The following is a 19197-nucleotide window of genomic DNA, read 5'->3' on the forward strand; positions in this document are numbered from 1 at the left end:
TCCATTAGCGACATGGCCCACTCTGATCCCGACGCGCAAGCCCCGTGGTATGGGGGCTGGTCGCGATAAGTATGTGAATGTCGCAGATAGGTAAATGGGCGGTTCCGGCGTTACGCAGAATCGCCACCATCAGGCCGACGCACGGCTACGGAGAACACCATGTCCAATAATTTCCTGAATCCGGTAACCACCCAGACCTGGGCCAATGGCCGGCACATCGTCCGTTGCGTCAAAGTCATCCAGGAAACCTGGGATGTGCGCACCTTCTGCTTCATGGCTGATCAGCCGATCCTGTTCTTCTTCAAGCCCGGGCAGTTCGTCACCCTGGAGCTTGAAATCGAAGGCCAGCCGATCATGCGCTCCTACACTATTTCCAGTTCGCCGTCGGTGCCTTACAGCTTTTCGGTGACCATCAAGCGCGTGCCGGGCGGGCGCGTTTCCAACTGGCTGCACGACACCCTTCATGAAGGGCAAGAGTTGGCGGTACACGGGCCGGTCGGTCTGTTTAACGCCATCGACTTCCCAAGCCCGAAAGTGCTGTACCTCAGCGGCGGCGTTGGGATCACGCCCGTCATGTCCATGGCGCGCTGGTTCTACGACACCAACGCCAACGTCGACATGACGTTTATCCACAGCGCCCGTTCGCCCAAAGACATCATCTACCACCGCGAGCTGGAGCACATGGCGTCGCGGATCGATAACTTCAGCCTGCACCTGATCTGCGAAAAACACGGCTTGGGCGAGCCTTGGGCGGGTTATCGCGGTTACCTGAACCACAAAATGCTCGAGCTGATGGTGCCGGACTTCCTTGAGCGCGAAGTGTTCTGCTGCGGGCCTACGCCCTACATGAACGCGGTGAAGCGCCTGCTGGAAGCGGCCGGGTTCGACATGGCGCGTTATCACGAGGAATCCTTCGGCGCTACGCCACCGGAAGCGCGCGCGGACGCAGTAGAACAAGCCGAACAAGCCGCCGAAGCGCCGGAAATCGACCTGGCGGATCTGCACCAGGTGGAATTCATTGCCTCGGGCAAAAGCATCCGCGTGGCACCGGGCGAAACCGTGCACGCAGCGGCGGCCAAGCTCGGCCTGCTGATCCCGAAAGCGTGCGGCATGGGCATTTGCGGGACGTGCAAGGTGATGAAGCTGGGCGGAGAGGTCGAGATGGACCACAACGGCGGGATTACCGAGGAAGACGAAGCCGAGGGTTACATCCTGTCGTGCTGCAGCGTGCCCAAGGGGGATGTGCGTATCGAATTCTGAAGATTCACATGGCCCAATGTGGGAGCGGGCTTGCTCGCGAATGCGGTGTTTCAGTCAACACTTTCAGTGGCTGACACACCGCCTTCGCGAGCAAGCCCGCTCCCACATTTTGTCCGTGTACATCAGTGGGTGGCTGTCAGGCGCCCATCACTTCCCGAATGTCCGCCGCCAATTCCCTAACGCGCTCTTCCTCGGTATCCCACGCACACATAAACCGCGCGCCGCCTTTGCCGATGAAGGTGTAGAAGCGCCAGCCCTTGGCCGTCAGTGCCTCGATGGCCGCTTCCGAGAGTTGCAGGAACACGCCGTTGGCCTGCACCGGGAACATCAATTCCACGCCGGGAATGTCCGCCACCAGGCTGCTCAGCAACTGCGCGCAACGGTTGGCGTGGCGTGCGTGCTTGAGCCAGGCGTCGTTTTCCAGCAAGCCCACCCAAGGGGCTGAGAGGAAGCGCATTTTCGAGGCCAGTTGGCCCGCCTGTTTGCAGCGGTAATCGAAGTCTTCGGCCAGCTTGTGGTTGAAGAACAAGATTGCCTCACCCACCGCCATGCCGTTTTTTGTGCCGCCAAAACACAGCACGTCTACACCCGCTTTCCAGGTCAGGTCGGCGGGCGAGCAGCCGAGGAATGCACAGGCGTTGGAGAAGCGCGCGCCGTCCATGTGCAGGTTCAGGCCCAGTTCCTTGCAGGTCACGCTGATGGCGCGGATTTCATCCGGGGTGTACACGCTGCCGACTTCCGTGGCCTGGGTCAGGGTGACCACGCGCGGTTTCGGGTAGTGAATATCCTGACGCTTGAGCGCGATCTCGCGGATCGATTCCGGGGTCAGCTTGCCGTTTTCGGTGCGCGCGGTGAGCAGCTTCGAGCCGTTGGAGAAAAACTCCGGCGCGCCGCATTCGTCGGTTTCAACGTGGGCGGTTTCCGAGCAAATCACGCTATGGTAGCTCTGGCACAAGGACGACAGCGCCAGCGAGTTGGCGGCGGTGCCGTTGAACGCGAAGAACACTTCGCAGTCGGTTTCGAACAGGTTGCGGAAACCGTCGGCGGCGCGGTGGGTCCATTCATCATCGCCATAGGCACGCTGATGGCCCTGGTTGGCTTGTTCCATGGCGGCCCAGGCTTCCGGGCAGATGCCGGAATAGTTGTCGCTGGCAAATTGTTGGCTCTTGTCGGTCATGGCCCATTCCTGTGGTCGATGTTGGTGCGCACTGTAACCAAGATCGTTGGGGGTGCGCACGCACTGTAAATGCAAAGTCACTGGGGAATTATGCACGGTACTGAAACGATGCCTGTGGGACGTGTCCGCGATGGCGCTTTGGATTTGCTCAAGTGGCTGGCGCTGTTGTGCATGGTGCTCGACCACTTGCGCTATGTCGGGCTGAGCCTGGACGGCCTGTATGTGCCGGGGCGCCTGGCGTTCCCGTGGTTTTGCCTGGCGATTGCGGCGAATGTGCATCGCGCGCGAAATGCACCCGTGACCGGTCAGTGGCGCTATCTGGGATGGTTGCTGCTGTTCAGCGTGATCAGTGAAGTGCCGTACCGGATGTTTATCGACGATGCCGATACGTTTAACGTGCTACCGACCCTGGCGCTGGGGTTGCTGGTTGCCCGAGGATGGCAGCAGAAGGCGCTTTTTGATCGAGGTTTGGCGCTGATTGCTCTCGCAATCGCCGCTGTGTTTTCCTCGCACTTGATGTTCGGGTTTTTCGGCGTATTGCTGCCGTTGGCGATGCTGCTGGTGTTTCGCCGGCCGTGGTATTTCAGCGTGTTGCCGGGGGTGGTTTGCGTTGCAGCTAATCAATGGCAGATTCTGCTCAATAGCGGCACGCCCGTCGCGTTAATGGGGTTGGCCGCATGCCTGATCGCGCCGTTGGGCGGATTGGTCTTGTTGCGACATGCCAAAAACGCCTCGCCACCGGCCATGCGTCGCTGGGCTTACACACTTTATCCCCTGCATTTCCTGCTGCTGCTACTCGTCCGCCAATTCATCGCCTAACCCTTGTGGGAGCTGGCTTGCCTGCGATGCAGGCACCTCGGTGTGTCAGTTGCACCGAGGCGATGCCATCGCAGGCAAGCCAGCTCCCACAAGGGCCTGCGCACAATATTTCGGCAATGTCGTAAACGCACCTTTGCGTGGCGTGCGTAGGCATTTGACCTGTCTGCACCAGCCCTACCATCGCATCAAAGGGCCCTGCGAGGGCCTCAACAATACGAAAGGCTGGGAGAGACGCGATGTTCAGCAAACAAGACCAGATCCAGGGATATGACGACGCACTGCTCGCGGCCATGAATGCCGAAGAGCAGCGTCAGGAAGATCATATCGAGCTGATCGCGTCGGAGAACTACACCAGCAAACGTGTGATGGAAGCCCAAGGCAGCGGCCTCACCAACAAATACGCCGAAGGCTACCCGGGCAAGCGCTACTACGGTGGCTGCGAGCACGTGGACAAGGTTGAAGCCCTGGCCATCGAGCGCGCCAAGCAGCTGTTCGGTGCCGACTACGCTAACGTGCAGCCGCATTCCGGTTCGTCCGCCAACAGCGCCGTGTACCTGGCCCTGATCAACGCCGGCGACACCATCCTGGGCATGAGCCTGGCCCACGGCGGCCACCTGACCCACGGCGCCAAGGTGTCGTCCTCGGGCAAGCTGTACAACGCGGTGCAATACGGCATCAACACCGACACCGGCCTGATCGACTACGACGAAGTCGAGCGCCTGGCCGTTGAGTGCCAGCCGAAAATGATCGTGGCCGGTTTCTCTGCCTACTCCAAGACCCTGGATTTCCCGCGCTTTCGCCAGATCGCCGACAAGGTTGGCGCACTGCTGTTCGTCGACATGGCCCACGTCGCCGGCCTGGTTGCCGCTGGCCTGTACCCGAACCCGCTGCCGTACGCCGACGTGGTCACCACCACCACCCACAAGACCCTGCGCGGTCCACGGGGCGGCTTGATCCTGGCCAAGGCCAACGAAGCCATTGAAAAGAAACTCAACGCGGCCGTGTTCCCCGGCGCCCAGGGCGGCCCGCTGATGCACGTCATCGCCGGCAAGGCCGTGTGCTTCAAGGAAGCGCTGGAGCCAGGTTTCAAAGCCTATCAACAGCAAGTCATCGACAACGCCCAGGCCATGGCTGACGTGTTTATCAAGCGCGGCTACGACGTGGTGTCCGGTGGCACCGATAACCACCTGTTCCTGGTCAGCCTGATCCGTCAGGGCCTCACCGGTAAAGATGCAGACGCCGCCCTCGGCCGTGCCCATATCACCGTGAACAAGAACGCTGTGCCGAATGACCCGCAGTCGCCATTCGTGACCTCGGGCCTGCGCATCGGCACCCCGGCGGTGACCACGCGTGGTTTCAAAGTGCCGCAGTGCATCGAACTGGCTGGCTGGATCTGCGACATCCTCGACAACCTCGGCGACGCCGATGTCGAGGCCAATGTTGCCAAGCACGTGTCTGCCCTGTGCGCTGATTTCCCGGTTTATCGCTGAGCGCGGTTTTGGAGTAATGACTATGCAACGCTACTCGGGCTTCGGCCTCTTCAAGCACTCACTCAGCCACCACGAAAACTGGCAGAAAATGTGGCGCACGCCCACGCCTAAAAAGGTCTACGACGTGGTCATCGTCGGCGGCGGCGGGCATGGTCTGGCGACCGCTTACTACCTGGCCAAGGAACACGGCATCACCAACGTGGCCGTGGTCGAGAAAGGCTGGCTGGGCGGCGGTAACACCGCGCGCAACACCACCATCGTGCGTTCCAACTACCTGTGGGACGAGTCGGCGCACCTATACGAACACGCGATGAAACTGTGGGAAGGCCTGTCCCAGGACCTGAACTACAACGTGATGTTCTCCCAGCGTGGCGTGTACAACCTGTGCCACACCCTGCAAGACATCCGCGATTCCGAGCGCCGTGTGAGTGCCAACCGCCTCAACGGCGTGGACGGCGAACTGCTCAACGCCAAACAAGTGGCCGACGAGATCCCGTACCTCGACTGCTCGAAAAACACCCGCTACCCGGTACTCGGCGCCACTGTGCAACGTCGCGGCGGCGTGGCCCGTCACGATGCCGTGGCCTGGGGCTTTGCCCGTGCGGCTGACGCACTCGGCGTGGACCTGATCCAGCAGACCGAAGTGATCGGCTTTCGCAAGGAAAACGGCGTGTGCATCGGTGTGGAAACCAACAAGGGCTTCATCGGTGCCAAGCGCGTCGGTGTGGTCACGGCCGGTAACTCCGGGCACATGGCCTCGCTGGCGGGCTTTCGCCTGCCGATCGAATCCCACCCGCTGCAAGCGTTGGTGTCGGAGCCGATCAAGCCGATTATCGACAGCGTGATCATGTCCAACGCCGTGCACGGTTACATCAGCCAGTCCGACAAGGGCGACCTGGTGATCGGCGCCGGTATCGACGGCTACAACGGCTACGGCCAGCGTGGTTCCTACCCGGTGATCGAACACACCATCCAGGCCATCGTCGAGATGTTCCCGGTGCTGTCCCGCGTGCGTATGAACCGCCAGTGGGGCGGCATCGTCGACACCACGCCGGACGCCTGCCCGATCATCTCCAAGACGCCGGTGCCGAACATGTTCTTCAACTGCGGTTGGGGCACCGGTGGCTTCAAGGCCACCCCAGGCTCAGGCAACGTGTTTGCCGCGAGCCTCGCCAAGGGTGAAATGCACCCGCTGGCCGCGCCATTTTCCATCGACCGTTTCCACAACGGTGCGTTGATCGACGAACACGGCGCTGCGGCCGTCGCCCACTAACAGGAGAAATTCCCTATGTTGCATATCTTCTGTCCTCACTGTGGCGAACTGCGCTCCGAAGAGGAATTCCACGCGTCCGGCCAAGCGCACATCCCGCGCCCGCTGGACCCGAATGCCTGCACCGATGAAGAGTGGGGCGACTACATGTTCTTTCGCGATAACCCCCGTGGCCTGCACCACGAGCTGTGGATTCACGCTGCCGGTTGCCGCCAGTACTTCAACGCCACGCGCGACACGTTGACCTACGAAATTCTTGAAACCTACAAGATCGGCGAGAAGCCGCAATTCACCGCCAAGGCCTCTGGAGAGAAGGTATGAGCCAGATCAATCGCCTGTCCAACGGTGGCCGAATCGACCGTAATAAAGTCCTCACGTTTACTTTCAACGGCCAGAGCTACAAGGGCTTTGAAGGTGACACGCTGGCCGCTGCCTTGCTGGCCAACGGCGTCGACATCATCGGCCGCAGCTTCAAGTATTCGCGCCCTCGCGGCATCTTTGCCGCCGGCGCCGAAGAGCCGAACGCGGTGCTGCAGATCGGCGCCACCGAAGCCACCCAGATTCCCAACGTGCGCGCCACGCAACAGGCGTTGTACCAGGGCCTGGTCGCCACCAGCACCAACGGCTGGCCGAACGTCAACAACGACGTGATGGGCATTCTCGGCAAGGTCGGCGGCAAGCTGATGCCGCCGGGTTTCTACTACAAAACCTTCATGTACCCGCAATCGTTCTGGATGACCTACGAGAAGTACATCCGCAAGGCCGCAGGCCTGGGTCGCTCGCCGACCGAGAACGACCCGGACACTTACGACAACTTCAACCGTCATTGCGACGTGCTGATCGTTGGCGCAGGCCCTGCCGGCTTGTCGGCGGCGCTGGCGGCTGCGCGCAGCGGCGCTCGGGTGATCATCGCCGACGAGCAGGAAGAGTTCGGCGGTTCGCTGCTGGATTCGCGCGAAAGCCTCGACGGCAAGCCGGCCACTGAGTGGGTTGCCAGCGTAATCGCTGAATTGAAAGCTTTGCACGACGTGGTGCTGCTGCCCCGCGCCACCGTCAACGGCTACCACGACCATAACTTCCTGACCATCCACGAACGCCTCACCGACCACCTCGGTGACCGTGCGCCGATTGGTGTGGTGCGCCAGCGTATCCACCGTGTGCGCGCCAAACGCGTGGTACTGGCGACCGGTGCGTGCGAGCGCCCGCTGGTGTACGGCAACAACGACGTGCCGGGCAACATGCTCGCCGGTGCTGTTTCAACTTACGTACGCCGCTATGGCGTGGCGCCAGGCAAGAAACTGGTGCTGTCGACCAACAACGACCACGCCTACCGCGTTGCGCTGGACTGGCTCGACGCTGGCCTGCAAGTGGTGGCCGTGGCTGATGTGCGCCACAACCCACGCGGCGCCCTGGTGGAAGAAGCGCGCGCCAAAGGCATTCGTATCCTCACCGGTAGCGCCGTGATCGAGGCCCGTGGCAGCAAGCACGTCACCGCCGCCCGCGTGGCCGCGATTGATGTGAAAGCACACAAAGTCACCAGCCCAGGCGAGTGGCTGGAGTGCGACCTGGTGGCCAGCTCCGGCGGTTACAGCCCGGTGGTTCACTTGGCTTCGCACCTGGGTGGCAAGCCGACCTGGCGTGAAGACATCCTTGGTTTCGTACCGGGCGAAGCCCCGCAAAAACGCGTGTGCGTGGGTGGCATCAACGGCGTCTATGGCCTCGGCGATTCCCTGGCCGACGGTTTTGAAGGCGGCGTGCGCGCGGCCAGTGAAGCCGGTTTTGCGCCAGTCGAAGGCACCCTGCCAAAAGCCTTGAGCCGCTTGGAAGAGCCGACACTGGCGATCTACCAAGTGCCGCACGACAAGCCAACCGCACGGGCGCCTAAGCAATTCGTCGACCTGCAAAACGACGTGACCGCCGCCGCCATCGAACTGGCGACCCGCGAAGGTTTCGAGTCGGTCGAGCACGTCAAACGCTACACCGCGCTGGGCTTCGGCACCGACCAGGGCAAGCTGGGCAACGTCAACGGCCTGGCCATCGCGGCTCGCTCCCTGAACGTGACCATCCCGCAGATGGGCACCACCATGTTCCGCCCGAACTACACGCCGGTCACGTTCGGCGCCGTAGCCGGTCGTCACTGTGGGCACATCTTCGAACCGGTGCGCTACACCGCCCTGCAAGCCTGGCACGTGAAAAACGGCGCCGAGTTTGAAGACGTCGGCCAGTGGAAACGCCCGTGGTATTTCCCGCGCAACGGTGAAGACCTGCACGCCGCCGTGAAACGCGAATGCCTGGCCGTGCGCGACAGCGTGGGCCTGCTGGATGCCTCGACCCTCGGCAAGATCGACATCCAGGGCCCGGATGCGCGTGAGTTCCTTAACCGCATCTACTCCAACGCCTGGACCAAGCTCGACGTGGGCAAGGCGCGCTACGGCCTGATGTGCAAGGAAGACGGCATGGTCTTCGACGACGGCGTGACCGCCTGCCTCGCCGACAACCACTTCCTGATGACTACCACCACCGGCGGCGCGGCTCGCGTACTGCAGTGGCTGGAAATCTATCAACAGACCGAATGGCCAGACTTGAAGGTGTACTTCACCTCGGTCACCGACCACTGGGCCACCATGACCCTGTCCGGCCCCAACAGCCGCAAGCTGCTGGCGGAAGTCACCGACATCGACCTGGACAAGGACGGCTTCCCGTTCATGACCTGGAAAGAAGGTTTGGTGGGCGGCGTACCGGCTCGCGTGTTCCGGATCTCGTTCACCGGCGAGCTGTCGTACGAAGTCAACGTGCAGGCCGACTATGCGATGGGCGTGCTGGAGAAAATCGTCGAGGCTGGCAAAAAGTACAACCTGACCCCGTACGGTACCGAAACCATGCACGTACTGCGGGCCGAGAAGGGCTTCATCATCGTCGGCCAGGACACCGACGGCTCGATGACCCCGGACGACCTGAACATGGGCTGGTGCGTTGGCCGCACCAAACCGTTCTCGTGGATCGGCTGGCGTGGCATGAACCGTGAAGACTGTGTGCGTGAAGAGCGCAAGCAGTTGGTGGGCTTGAAGCCGATTGATCCAAACGTATGGCTGCCGGAAGGCGCGCAGTTGGTGCTCGATCCGAAGCAGGCGATTCCGATGAAGATGGTCGGTCATGTCACCTCAAGCTATGCCCACAACTCCCTCGGCTATTCGTTCGCGATGGCGGTGGTGAAGGGCGGCTTGAAACGCATGGGCGAGCGGGTGTTTTCACCCCAGGCGGATGGCAGTGTGATCGAGGCGGAGATTGTGTCTTCGGTGTTCTTTGACCCGAAAGGTGATCGCCAGAACATCTGACAAACCGCATCGCAGGCAAGCCAGCTCCCACAGTTGGAATGCGTTCCCCTGTGGGAGCCGGGCTTGCCCGCGATGAGGCCCGAACAGACACCACAGAATTCAGAACAGGTGCTTTATGACAGCAGCCAACGTTTACCAACAACGCCCCACCACCGGCGCCAAGGCCGAGTCGTCGCTGCACCATGCCGACCTCGCCAGCCTGGTCGGCAAGGGCCGCAAAAACGCCGGCGTGACCGTGCGCGAAAAGAAACTCCTCGGCCACCTGACCCTCCGTGGCGATGGCCATGACGCGGCCTTCGCTGCGGGCGTGCACAAGGCCCTCGGCATCGAACTGCCAAGCGCCCTGCAAGTGATCATCAAAGGCGAAACCAGCCTGCAATGGCTCGGCCCCGATGAATGGTTGCTGATCGTGCCAAGCGGTGAAGAATTCGCCGCCGAGCAAAACCTGCGTGCCGCCCTGGGTGATTTGCATATCCAGATCGTCAACGTCAGCGGCGGCCAGCAGATCCTCGAACTCAGCGGCCCGAACGTGCGCGATGTGCTGATGAAGTCCACCAGCTACGACGTGCACCCCAACAACTTCCCGGTGGGCAAGGCGGTGGGCACGGTGTTCGCCAAGTCGCAACTGGTGATCCGCCACACAGCCGAAGACACCTGGGAACTGCTGATTCGCCGCAGCTTCTCGGATTACTGGTGGCTGTGGCTGCAGGATGCGTCTGCCGAATTCGGCCTGAGTGTTCAAGCCTGAGGAGTGAGCCATGAGCCGCGCACCCGATACATGGATTTTGACTGCCGACTGCCCCAGCGTGCTCGGCACGGTGGACGCGGTCACCCGCTACCTGTTCGAGCAGGGCTGCTACGTGACGGAGCACCACTCGTTCGATGACCGGCTTTCGGGCCGGTTCTTTATCCGCGTGGAATTCCGCCAGCCCGACGGGTTTGACGAACAGGCGTTCCGCGATGGCCTGGCCACACGCGGTGAAGCGTTCGGCATGATCTTCGAGCTGACGGCGCCAAACTACCGGCCTAAAGTGGTGATCATGGTCTCCAAGGCCGATCATTGCCTCAACGACCTGCTGTATCGCCAGCGCATCGGCCAACTGTCGATGGACGTGGTCGCGGTGGTCTCCAACCACCCCGATTTGAAACCGTTGGCCGACTGGCACCAGATTCCCTACTACCATTTCCCCCTCGACCCCAACGACAAACCGTCCCAGGAGCGTCAGGTGTGGCAAGTGGTGGAAGACACCGGCGCCGAGCTGGTGATCCTTGCGCGCTACATGCAAGTGCTGTCGCCGGAGCTGTGCCGCAAGCTGGATGGCAAGGCCATCAACATTCACCACTCGTTGTTGCCGGGGTTCAAGGGCGCCAAGCCGTATCACCAGGCCTACAACAAGGGCGTGAAGCTGGTAGGCGCCACGGCGCATTACATCAACAACGATTTGGACGAAGGCCCGATCATCGCCCAGGGCGTGGAGGTGGTGGACCACAGCCACTATCCCGAGGATTTGATTGCCAAGGGGCGCGATATCGAAGGCCTGACGTTGGCCCGGGCGGTGGGATATCACATTGAGCGGCGGGTGTTTCTCAACGCCAATAGAACTGTGGTGCTCTGATGGACGCCTTCGCGAGCAAGCCCGCTCCCACATTCGACCGCATTCCAAGGTTGGAACCCAGTCGAATGTGGGAGCGGGCTTGCTCGCGAAGAGGCCCTCACTAACAACGCAAAAACAGCATCTGTAACCCGAGCACTTAAACGCGCTGCCTGCCTGGGCAACGCGGTTCCATAAAAACAACAGCGAGGTGAAAGCATGTCTGGTAATCGTGGTGTCGTGTATCTCGGCAACGGCAAGGTCGAAGTACAGAAAATCGACTATCCCAAAATGCAGGACCCCCGTGGCAGGAAGATTGAGCACGGCGTCATCCTGCGCGTGGTTTCCACCAACATCTGCGGCTCGGACCAACACATGGTGCGTGGCCGTACCACTGCCCAGACCGGCCTGGTACTCGGTCACGAAATCACTGGCGAAGTGATCGAGAAAGGCAGCGACGTCGAGAACCTGAAAATCGGCGACCTGGTGTCTGTGCCGTTCAACGTGGCCTGCGGCCGTTGCCGCTCGTGCAAAGAGCAACACACCGGCGTTTGCCTGACCGTCAACCCGGCCCGTGCCGGTGGCGCCTACGGCTACGTCGACATGGGCGACTGGACCGGTGGCCAGGCTGAATACGTACTGGTGCCGTATGCCGACTTCAACCTGTTGAAACTGCCGGACCGCGACAAGGCCATGGAGAAAATCCGCGACCTGACCTGCCTCTCCGATATCCTGCCGACTGGCTACCACGGCGCTGTGACTGCCGGAGTTGGCCCAGGCAGCACCGTCTACATCGCCGGTGCCGGCCCGGTTGGCCTGGCTGCTGCCGCTTCCGCCCGCCTGCTGGGTGCGGCGGTGGTAATCATCGGCGACGTCAACCCGGTGCGCCTGGCCCACGCCAAGGCCCAGGGTTTTGAAATTGCCGACCTGTCCAAGGACACCCCGCTGCACGAACAGATCGCCGCCTTGCTGGGCGAGCCGGAAGTGGACTGCGCCGTCGACGCGGTAGGCTTCGAAGCCCGTGGCCATGGCCATGAAGGCGTGAAAGCCGAAGCCCCGGCCACCGTGCTCAACTCGCTGATGGGCGTGGTGCGTGTGGCAGGCAAGATCGGTATTCCGGGCCTGTACGTCACCGAAGACCCGGGCGCTGTGGACGCCGCCGCAAAAATGGGCAGCCTGAGCATTCGCTTTGGGCTCGGCTGGGCTAAATCCCATAGCTTCCACACCGGCCAAACGCCGGTGATGAAGTACAACCGCGCGCTGATGCAGGCGATCATGTGGGACCGTATCAACATTGCCGAGATCGTGGGCGTACAGGTGATCAGCCTGGATGACGCGCCGCGTGGTTATGGCGAGTTCGATGCGGGTGTGCCGAAGAAGTTTGTGATTGATCCGCACAAAATGTTCAGTGCAGCCTGACGCGTTGGGCTAAAAAAATGGCGACCCTGGAGGTCGCCATTTTTTATGGGTTATTTAAGTGCCGTCAGCCGCAGATAGGGATCGGCCACCTCACCATTTTTTATCAAGCGCTTACCGCCGTAATCACAGTGAATTTTGCCAGCGTGCTCGTTGATTTCCTGCGCCTTGAGCTCGTACTCCGAGGCCAGGTAATCGTCGCGGGTCGCCGCCGTTTGCCCGGTCCATGTTTTGCCGTTGGCGGTGGCGGTGTATTGATAGCCCTCACCGTACGGCGAGGGCAGGTCGGGGTCTGTGTAGGGTTTTGATTGAATGTCGCGAGGGGCAGGGCATTGGTCGATATCAACGGGTGCGCGTGTCTGCTGGCCGTTGATTGCGCTGAATACAGCAATAACGTTGGGGATCAATCCGATCATGGTGGTTACAGCTCCTGAGTAGGTTGGCCTGATTGAGGCAACCTTGGGTGGGCTGTAACGACGCTTGGGTTCCGTGGAGTCGGGTGCTTCAGGCATGAGAAAGGGCGACATGGCGCCGCCCTTTTTGCCACTGGTGTTGCCTTGGAAGGTTTATAGCGTGGTGGGATCAGCGATTGGCCAACGCGCCCTGATACACCGTCGGCCCCGTCGGCTGGCGGCTCACCGAACCGCCCTTGGTTTCCGAACTCACCATTAACTCTACCGGCTTGCTGATGGATTCCTGTTGGCGCGGGTTGAGCCCGATAATGCCTTTGCCGTCTTCCGGCAGCAGGCCAAGGGATACGGGGGTACCGTCTTTGGGGACTGCCCACAGTTCGAGGCTCTGGTCTGGTGCTGCAGCCGTGGTGGCGATTGGCTGCACTTCAAGATAATCCTTGTGGGCCATGATTTGCGCGGCCGGCTGCTGTTCAGTGGTCACCAGCGTGGCGGCGGATTTTACGGTGTCTTGCGTATACAGCGCACCGCCGACACCGGCGGCTACCACCAGGCAAGCGCCGATGAACAGGCGAGGGCCGCTCCAGAATGAAGGTTTTTGATCAATCACTTGGGGTTGGATCGCAGTCATAAGTCTCTTCCTGACAAATTTTGTAGTCAGTTCATTGACCCTGCCACGGGCGATGGGTTCCTGAACCCATCGCCGTCGATCGTCGTTAAAGTGATGCCAATTGGCCTTGATACAGCACGGGGCCGGTGGGTTGGCCGGTGGGTGAACCCCCTTGAGGCTCCAGGCTGATGGCCAGGGTCAGGGGGGCGGTCAGCAGCGCCTGCTGCGCTTTGCTCAACTGAATGCGGCCTTTGCCCCCATCAGGTACCAAGCCCAGGGAAATCGGTTTTCCTCCGGCTGCAATCGCCCACAACTCCAGGACGCGCGTCGGCTCCAGCGCCGCCAGCGTCAGCGGTTCGACTTGCAGGTAATCGGCGAACGCCTGGATGCGCAGTGCCGGTTGCTGGCTGGCGTTGACCAGGGTGGCGTTGTACTGCGCGGTGTGGTCACGCTGGTAAAGCACACCGACAAACAGTGCCAGCACCACGGCGCATGCCGCCGCAAGCAAACGGAGATTCATCCAGAACGGTTTCTTCGCGGGCACATGCAGCACCTGCGGCTCAATCCGCGCTTTGATGCCTGCCCAGACGTGGTCGGGCACCGGGCGTTCGGGCAAGGTGCCGGTCAGGCTGGCCAGGGCCGCCTGCCAATGGCCGAGTTCGATGCGCAGCGCCGCGTCGTCCAACAACAGGTTTTCAAAGCGCCTGCGCGCGGTGGCGGGCATTAGCCCGATGGCATAGTCGGCGGCGAGGGCGCGGCGCAGGGCGGTGGTTTGATAGTTCATGATTCAAGGCACCTGCGCAGGCGCTCCATGCCGCGGCGGATCCAGGATTTGACCGAGCCCAGGGGCGCCGCCAAGTGGTCGGCCAATTCCGAGCACGACAGGCCCTGAAAGTAGGCCACGGTGATCGACTGGCGTTGCATGCCGTCGAGGGTGTCCAGGCAACGGTTGAGGGCGCGGGCTTCGCGCTCACTGTCGAGTTGCTCGTGGGCGCTGGGGCTGTCGTCGAGCAGCGCGTCCTGCTGGCCGTCGGCCAGGGGCTGCTCGCGGCGCTTGCGCAATTGGTCGATGGCCAGGTTGCGGGTGATGTTGACCATCCACGTCATCGGCGCCGCCAGGTGGGCTTCGTAGCGCGAGGCGTTGTACCAGATACGCACGAAGGCCTCCTGCAGCACCTCTTCGGCCAGGTCCGAACGGCCCATGAAACGGAAGGCAACCCCGTGCAGGCGCGGCGACACGCTGCGGTACAGGGTTTCGAACGCCTGGCGGTTGCCCAGGGCGCATTGGGCCAGCAGGGGCCGCAATGGGTCGGTATCGTGGATGGAAATAGGGCTTCTCCAGGCTCTCGTTCGAGGGCGACGGGACTGCGCACGGTAGGCAGAGGGTAGTTCAGCTCGAGCATTCATTCCATCCGACTCCGGGCGGTGCATGCCAGATATACGCGAGGGCGGGCCGTTTGGATGCAGCTTTTTCTGAACTAATCTTGAAGTGGGAACATTCCTTCGGCACTGTCAGTCAAACGCCTGCTTTTAGCTCCTACATTCAGAGGTTGTCTTGATGAAGATTTCACGCGGTTTCGCCCTGTCCTGCCTGTTGACCGTGGCCGCCAGCCCGGTGTTTGCCGCAGGTTTCAGCCTGGGCGACGTGGCCAACGCCGTTTCCGGTGCCCAGGGCAGCAACAACAAGGCAGCTGCCGCAGCGCCAAGCTCCCAGACCGCCGGCCTGCTGAGCGCACTGACATCACAATTGAACGTCACCCCGGAGCAAGCCGTCGGCGGCACCGGTGCCATGTTGGGTCTGGCGAAGAACCAACTGAGCAGCACGGATTATTCGCAACTGGGCAAAAGCGTGCCCGGGCTGGACCAACTGTCGGGGAGCAACTCCCTGGGCAGCCTCGGCGCCTTGAGCGGTTTGCTCGGCCAGACTGGCGGCAGCAAGACCAGTGGGCTGGACAGCGTGTTGGGTAACGTGAAAAACACCAACGACCTGAACACCGCGTTCAGCGCACTGGGCATGGACAGCGGCATGGTTGGCCAGTTTGCGCCGGTGATCCTGCAATACCTGGGCGGCCAGGGTGCCAATCAGTCGGTGCTGGGCAAGCTGGCTTCGGCCTGGGGTACTGGCGGCTAACGCCCCTCTGCGCGCAGCTGTTCGATGCGCGCATCCTTCTCCATCCAGAGCTGGTTGACCCAGTTCTGGACGGTCTGGCGAAACGCCGGATCGTTCTCGTAATCGCCCTGCCACAACGCCGGGTCCAGCTCACGGGTGCGGATATCGATGATCACTTTTGGCACCGCGCCGCTGATCAAGTCCCAGAAACCCGGAATCTTTTGCTGCGGATAGACCACGGTCACGTCAAGGATCGCGTCCAGCTGTTCGCCCATCGCCGCCAGCACAAACGCCACACCGCCCGCCTTGGGCTTGAGCAGGCGCGTAAAGGGTGAAGCCTGCTGCAAGCGTTTGGCCTCGTTGAACCGCGTGCCTTCCAGGTAATTGACCACCGTCACTGGCTGGCGCTTGAACAGCTCGCAGGCCTCTTTGGTGATCTTCAAATCCTGTCCTGCCAGCTCCGGGTGTTTGGCCAGGAAGGCCTTGGTGTAGCGCTTCATGAACGGGTAATCCAGCGCCCACCATGCCAGGCCGAGGAAGGGCACCCAGATCAGCTCTTTTTTCAGGAAGAACTTGAAGAACGGCGTACGCCGGTTGAGGGTTTGGATCAGTGCCGGAATGTCCACCCAGGACTGGTGGTTGCTGATCACCAGGTAGGAGGTGTCGCCGCGCAGGTCATCGCCGCCGCGAATGTCCCATTGGGTCGGGATGCACAGCGAAAAGATCAGCTTGTCGATTTCGGCCCAGGTCTCGGCGATCCACATCACCGCCCACGAGGCATAGTCGCGAAAGCGGCCGGGGGCAATCAGCTTGAGCAGGGCAAACACCATCAATGGCCCGAACAGCACCAGGGTGTTGAGTAACAGCAGCAGTGTGACCAAACAGCCGGTGAGCAGGCGGCGCATAAGCAACTCTTGGAATTGTGTGAGGCGGGCCATGATAAGAGAGGTGAGTCTAGAGGCCAAATCGCAAATTGCCCGACGAATGTTTCACAATGTGGCCTGTAGGGTTCAGAACTAACTAACCACGGCTTTTGCGGTCTAGAATCCGCCTACTTCTTTCCGGGGAAATCACTTCGTGAAACTGCTATTTGCCTCGCTCGCCCTGTTTGCCCTGCCGGCCATGGCCGCCGAACCGACCCTCTACGGTCGCTACGAATACATCCAGTTGCCCGAGATCGGCCAGACCTTCAAGGCCAAGATGGACACCGGCGCGCTGACCGCCTCGCTGTCGGCCCGTGATATCGAAACCTTCAAGCGTGATGGCGACGACTGGGTGCGTTTCCGCATTGGCGGCAAGGACGCGAGCGACAAGGTGTTCGAGCACAAGGTTTCGCGCATCAGCAAAATCAAGAGCCGCGCCGACGAAGACGACGACAAGGACGAAGCCACCGTAGCCAAGCGCCCGGTGATTGATCTGGAAATGTGCCTGGGCGACGTCAAGCGCACCGTGGAGGTCAACCTCACCGACCGCAGCAGTTTCAATTACCCGCTGCTGATCGGCGCCAAGGCCCTGCGTGAATTCGGCGCGGCGGTGAACCCGGCCCGTCGTTACACGGCTGATAAACCGGACTGCTGACAGACGCCCATGCCGCATATCCTGATTGTCGAAGACGAAGCCGCGATTGCCGACACGCTGATCTTTGCCCTGCAAGGCGAAGGCTTCACCACCACGTGGCTGAGCCTCGGCCAGGAGGCGTTGGCCCATCAGCGCCAGACCCCGGCCGACCTGATCATCCTCGACATCGGCCTGCCGGACATCAGCGGCTTTGAAACCTGCAAGCAGTTACGGCGCTTCACCGAAGTGCCGGTGATGTTCCTCAGTGCCCGCGATGGCGAGATCGACCGGGTGGTGGGGCTGGAGATCGGCGCCGATGATTATGTGGTCAAGCCGTTCAGCCCGCGGGAAGTGGCGGCGCGGGTCCGGGCGATTCTCAAACGAGTGGGCCCGGGCCTTGCCCCCGCCGTGTTTCAGGTTGACCTGGAGCGCATGCAGATCAGTTATCGCGGCCAGCCCCTGAGCCTGACGCGCCATGAGTTCCGCCTGCTGCAAAGCTTGCTGGAGCAACCCGAACGCGTGTTTAGCCGCGAGCAATTGCTGGATGCCGTCGGCGTGCCCGCCGATGCCGGCTACGAGCGCAACATCGATACCCATATCAAAAGCCTGCGCAGCAAACTGCGAAATGTAGCGGCGGATGCCGAGCCGATCCAGACCCATCGTGGCCTGGGCTATAGCTACAGCCCGAGCAACAGCTGATGCGCCTGGGGCTGCGGATTTTCCTGGTGTACGCGCTGTTTATCGGCCTGACCGGGTATTTCGTGCTCAACACGGTGATGAAGGAAATCCGCCCCGGCGTGCGCCAATCCACCGAAGAAACCCTGGTGGACACGGCCAACCTGTTGGCCGAGATCCTGCGCGAGGACGTGAAAAACGGCACCCTCGGCCAGAGCCATTGGCCGGAATACCTCAAGGCGTACGGCACTCGCCAGCCCGGCGCGACCATCTGGGGCCTGCCGAAAAACCAGGTCAACCACCGCATCTACGTGACCGATGCCAACGGCATCGTGTTGCTCGACTCCACCGGCGAAGCGGTTGGCCAGGATTACTCCCAATGGAACGACGTGTACCTGACCCTGCGCGGTGAGTACGGCGCGCGCTCCACGCGTAGCGAACTGGATGACCCGGCCACGTCGGTGATGCACGTGGGCGCGCCGATCCGTGATAACGGGCAGATTATCGGCGTGGTCACCGTGGCCAAACCCAACAGTTCGTTGCAGCCCTATGTCGACCGCACCGAGAACCGGCTGCTGTGGTACGGCGCTGGGCTGGTGGTGCTGGGCCTGTTGCTCGGCGCTTTGTTGTCGTGGTGGCTGAGTGTCGCGTTAAGGCGCCTGACCGCCTATGCCGAGGCGGTCAGCGAAGGGCGGCGTGCCGAGTTGCCGCATTACCGGGGCGGTGAGCTCAAGCAGTTGTCCACCGCCGTGGAGCATATGCGCACGCAACTGGAGGGCAAGGCCTACGTCGAGCATTACGTGCACACCCTGACCCACGAACTGAAAAGCCCGCTGGCGGCGATTCGCGGCGCGGCGGAACTGTTGCAGGGCGATATGACCCGTGAGCAGCAACAGCGCTTCGTGGGCAATATCGACAGTGAAAGCGCGCGCTTGCAGCAACTGATCGAACGCCTGCTGAACCTGGCACAAGTAGAGCAACGTCAGGGCCTGGAGGAACAGACGAGCATTGCGTTGGCGGGAATGGTCGAGGATGTGCTCAAGGCGCAGTGCGCGCGCATTGAAGGTGCCGGGTTGCAGGTCGAGCAGGCGATTGGCGCGCAGGTGAGGGTGTACGGCGAACCGTTTCTGTTGCGTCAGGCTTTGGGCAATCTGCTGGATAACGCGCTGGATTTCACGCCACCTGGCGGCACATTGAGGTTCAGCGCCCACACCCAACACCATGAAGTGCAGATCACGCTGTTCAACGGGGCCGCACCGATTCCCGATTACGCGCTGCCGCGCTTGAGCGAGCGGTTCTACTCGCTGCCACGCCCGGCCAGCGGGCGCAAAAGCACGGGGCTGGGCCTCAACTTTGTCGAGGAGGTGATGAAGCTCCACGGCGGTACTCTGCAGATCGGCAACGTGCCGGGCGGGGTACAAGTGGTGCTGCAACTCCACACAGTCTCCACATCCCCCACATAAACCGCCCATACGG

General features: G+C 61.6%; 19 protein-coding genes. 13 read left to right on the forward strand and 6 right to left on the reverse strand.

Annotation, left to right across the window (positions count from 1 at the left end):
- The first annotated feature begins 159 nt into the window (after positions 1-159).
- Positions 160-1260: a glycine-betaine demethylase subunit GbcB gene (gene gbcB, locus AB4P94_RS08855; protein WP_395610235.1), complete on the forward strand. Its 1101-nt coding sequence runs from the start codon at positions 160-162 to the stop codon at positions 1258-1260.
- Positions 1261-1396: 136 nt separating this feature from the next.
- Here the strand turns inward: gbcB and AB4P94_RS08860 are convergent, their stop codons facing one another.
- Positions 1397-2437 carry a threonine aldolase family protein gene (locus AB4P94_RS08860; protein ID WP_395610236.1) on the reverse strand — a complete coding sequence of 347 codons (1041 nt, stop codon included), beginning with the start codon at positions 2435-2437 and terminating at the stop codon, positions 1397-1399.
- 90 nt (positions 2438-2527) lie between these two features.
- On the opposite strand from AB4P94_RS08860, the gene AB4P94_RS08865 reads away from it, so the two are divergent.
- The 8 genes from AB4P94_RS08865 to fdhA all read left to right on the forward strand — a co-directional run bounded on the left by AB4P94_RS08865 (position 2528) and on the right by fdhA (position 12362).
- Positions 2528-3256, forward strand: coding sequence for a TraX family protein (locus AB4P94_RS08865; protein ID WP_395610237.1), 729 nt, complete (start codon positions 2528-2530; stop codon positions 3254-3256).
- Between the two features lie 236 nt (positions 3257-3492).
- Complete coding sequence (gene glyA / locus AB4P94_RS08870) at positions 3493-4746, forward strand: serine hydroxymethyltransferase (RefSeq protein ID WP_395610238.1); 1254 nt, start codon at positions 3493-3495, stop codon at positions 4744-4746.
- A gap of 22 nt (positions 4747-4768) precedes the next feature.
- On the forward strand, positions 4769-6019 hold the full coding sequence (locus AB4P94_RS08875) for a sarcosine oxidase subunit beta (RefSeq protein WP_010207084.1): 1251 nt from the start codon (positions 4769-4771) through the stop codon (positions 6017-6019).
- 15 nt (positions 6020-6034) lie between these two features.
- Positions 6035-6337 carry a sarcosine oxidase subunit delta gene (locus tag AB4P94_RS08880; protein WP_010207083.1) on the forward strand — a complete coding sequence of 101 codons (303 nt, stop codon included), beginning with the start codon at positions 6035-6037 and terminating at the stop codon, positions 6335-6337.
- Complete coding sequence (locus AB4P94_RS08885) at positions 6334-9351, forward strand: sarcosine oxidase subunit alpha (protein ID WP_395610239.1); 3018 nt, start codon at positions 6334-6336, stop codon at positions 9349-9351. The genes AB4P94_RS08880 and AB4P94_RS08885 overlap by 4 nt, the downstream gene beginning before the upstream one ends.
- A gap of 115 nt (positions 9352-9466) precedes the next feature.
- Complete coding sequence (locus AB4P94_RS08890; RefSeq protein WP_395610240.1) at positions 9467-10099, forward strand: sarcosine oxidase subunit gamma; 633 nt, start codon at positions 9467-9469, stop codon at positions 10097-10099.
- Positions 10100-10109: 10 nt separating this feature from the next.
- The gene (purU, locus tag AB4P94_RS08895; protein ID WP_005792124.1) at positions 10110-10967 is read left to right on the forward strand and encodes a formyltetrahydrofolate deformylase; all 858 of its coding nucleotides are present in this window, start codon (positions 10110-10112) and stop codon (positions 10965-10967) included.
- A 195-nt stretch (positions 10968-11162) separates the two neighbouring features.
- Positions 11163-12362, forward strand: coding sequence for a formaldehyde dehydrogenase, glutathione-independent (gene fdhA, locus AB4P94_RS08900; protein ID WP_395610241.1), 1200 nt, complete (start codon positions 11163-11165; stop codon positions 12360-12362).
- A 50-nt stretch (positions 12363-12412) separates the two neighbouring features.
- Here the strand turns inward: fdhA and AB4P94_RS08905 are convergent, their stop codons facing one another.
- The 4 genes from AB4P94_RS08905 to AB4P94_RS08920 all read right to left on the reverse strand — a co-directional run bounded on the left by AB4P94_RS08905 (position 12413) and on the right by AB4P94_RS08920 (position 14786).
- Positions 12413-12775 carry a hypothetical protein gene (locus AB4P94_RS08905; RefSeq protein WP_395610242.1) on the reverse strand — a complete coding sequence of 121 codons (363 nt, stop codon included), beginning with the start codon at positions 12773-12775 and terminating at the stop codon, positions 12413-12415.
- A gap of 166 nt (positions 12776-12941) precedes the next feature.
- A complete protein-coding gene (locus AB4P94_RS08910) occupies positions 12942-13400 on the reverse strand; it encodes an anti-sigma factor domain-containing protein (RefSeq protein ID WP_395610243.1) in 459 nt (152 codons plus the stop codon).
- Between the two features lie 85 nt (positions 13401-13485).
- Positions 13486-14163, reverse strand: coding sequence for an anti-sigma factor domain-containing protein (locus AB4P94_RS08915; protein WP_395610244.1), 678 nt, complete (start codon positions 14161-14163; stop codon positions 13486-13488).
- The gene (locus tag AB4P94_RS08920) at positions 14160-14786 is read right to left on the reverse strand and encodes a sigma-70 family RNA polymerase sigma factor (RefSeq protein WP_395610245.1); all 627 of its coding nucleotides are present in this window, start codon (positions 14784-14786) and stop codon (positions 14160-14162) included. The genes AB4P94_RS08915 and AB4P94_RS08920 overlap by 4 nt, the downstream gene beginning before the upstream one ends.
- A gap of 151 nt (positions 14787-14937) precedes the next feature.
- On the opposite strand from AB4P94_RS08920, the gene AB4P94_RS08925 reads away from it, so the two are divergent.
- Entirely contained in the window at positions 14938-15510 is a 573-nt protein-coding gene (locus AB4P94_RS08925; protein ID WP_078739464.1) for a DUF2780 domain-containing protein, read from the forward strand.
- Here the strand turns inward: AB4P94_RS08925 and AB4P94_RS08930 are convergent.
- Positions 15507-16394, reverse strand: coding sequence for an acyltransferase (locus AB4P94_RS08930; protein ID WP_395610246.1), 888 nt, complete (start codon positions 16392-16394; stop codon positions 15507-15509). The genes AB4P94_RS08925 and AB4P94_RS08930 overlap by 4 nt on opposite strands.
- Before the next feature lie 172 nt (positions 16395-16566).
- On the opposite strand from AB4P94_RS08930, the gene AB4P94_RS08935 reads away from it, so the two are divergent.
- From AB4P94_RS08935 to creC, 3 genes are read left to right on the forward strand one after another with little or no spacing between them, the layout of a single operon-like run.
- A complete protein-coding gene (locus tag AB4P94_RS08935) occupies positions 16567-17067 on the forward strand; it encodes an ATP-dependent zinc protease (protein WP_395610247.1) in 501 nt (166 codons plus the stop codon).
- Between the two features lie 9 nt (positions 17068-17076).
- The gene (gene creB / locus AB4P94_RS08940; RefSeq protein ID WP_395610248.1) at positions 17077-17745 is read left to right on the forward strand and encodes a two-component system response regulator CreB; all 669 of its coding nucleotides are present in this window, start codon (positions 17077-17079) and stop codon (positions 17743-17745) included.
- Positions 17745-19184, forward strand: coding sequence for a two-component system sensor histidine kinase CreC (gene creC / locus AB4P94_RS08945; RefSeq protein ID WP_395610249.1), 1440 nt, complete (start codon positions 17745-17747; stop codon positions 19182-19184). The genes creB and creC overlap by 1 nt, the downstream gene beginning before the upstream one ends.
- Positions 19185-19197 lie beyond the last annotated feature (13 nt).

It is taken from the genome of Pseudomonas sp. B22129 (assembly GCF_044218875.1).
Taxonomy (GTDB): domain Bacteria; phylum Pseudomonadota; class Gammaproteobacteria; order Pseudomonadales; family Pseudomonadaceae; genus Aquipseudomonas.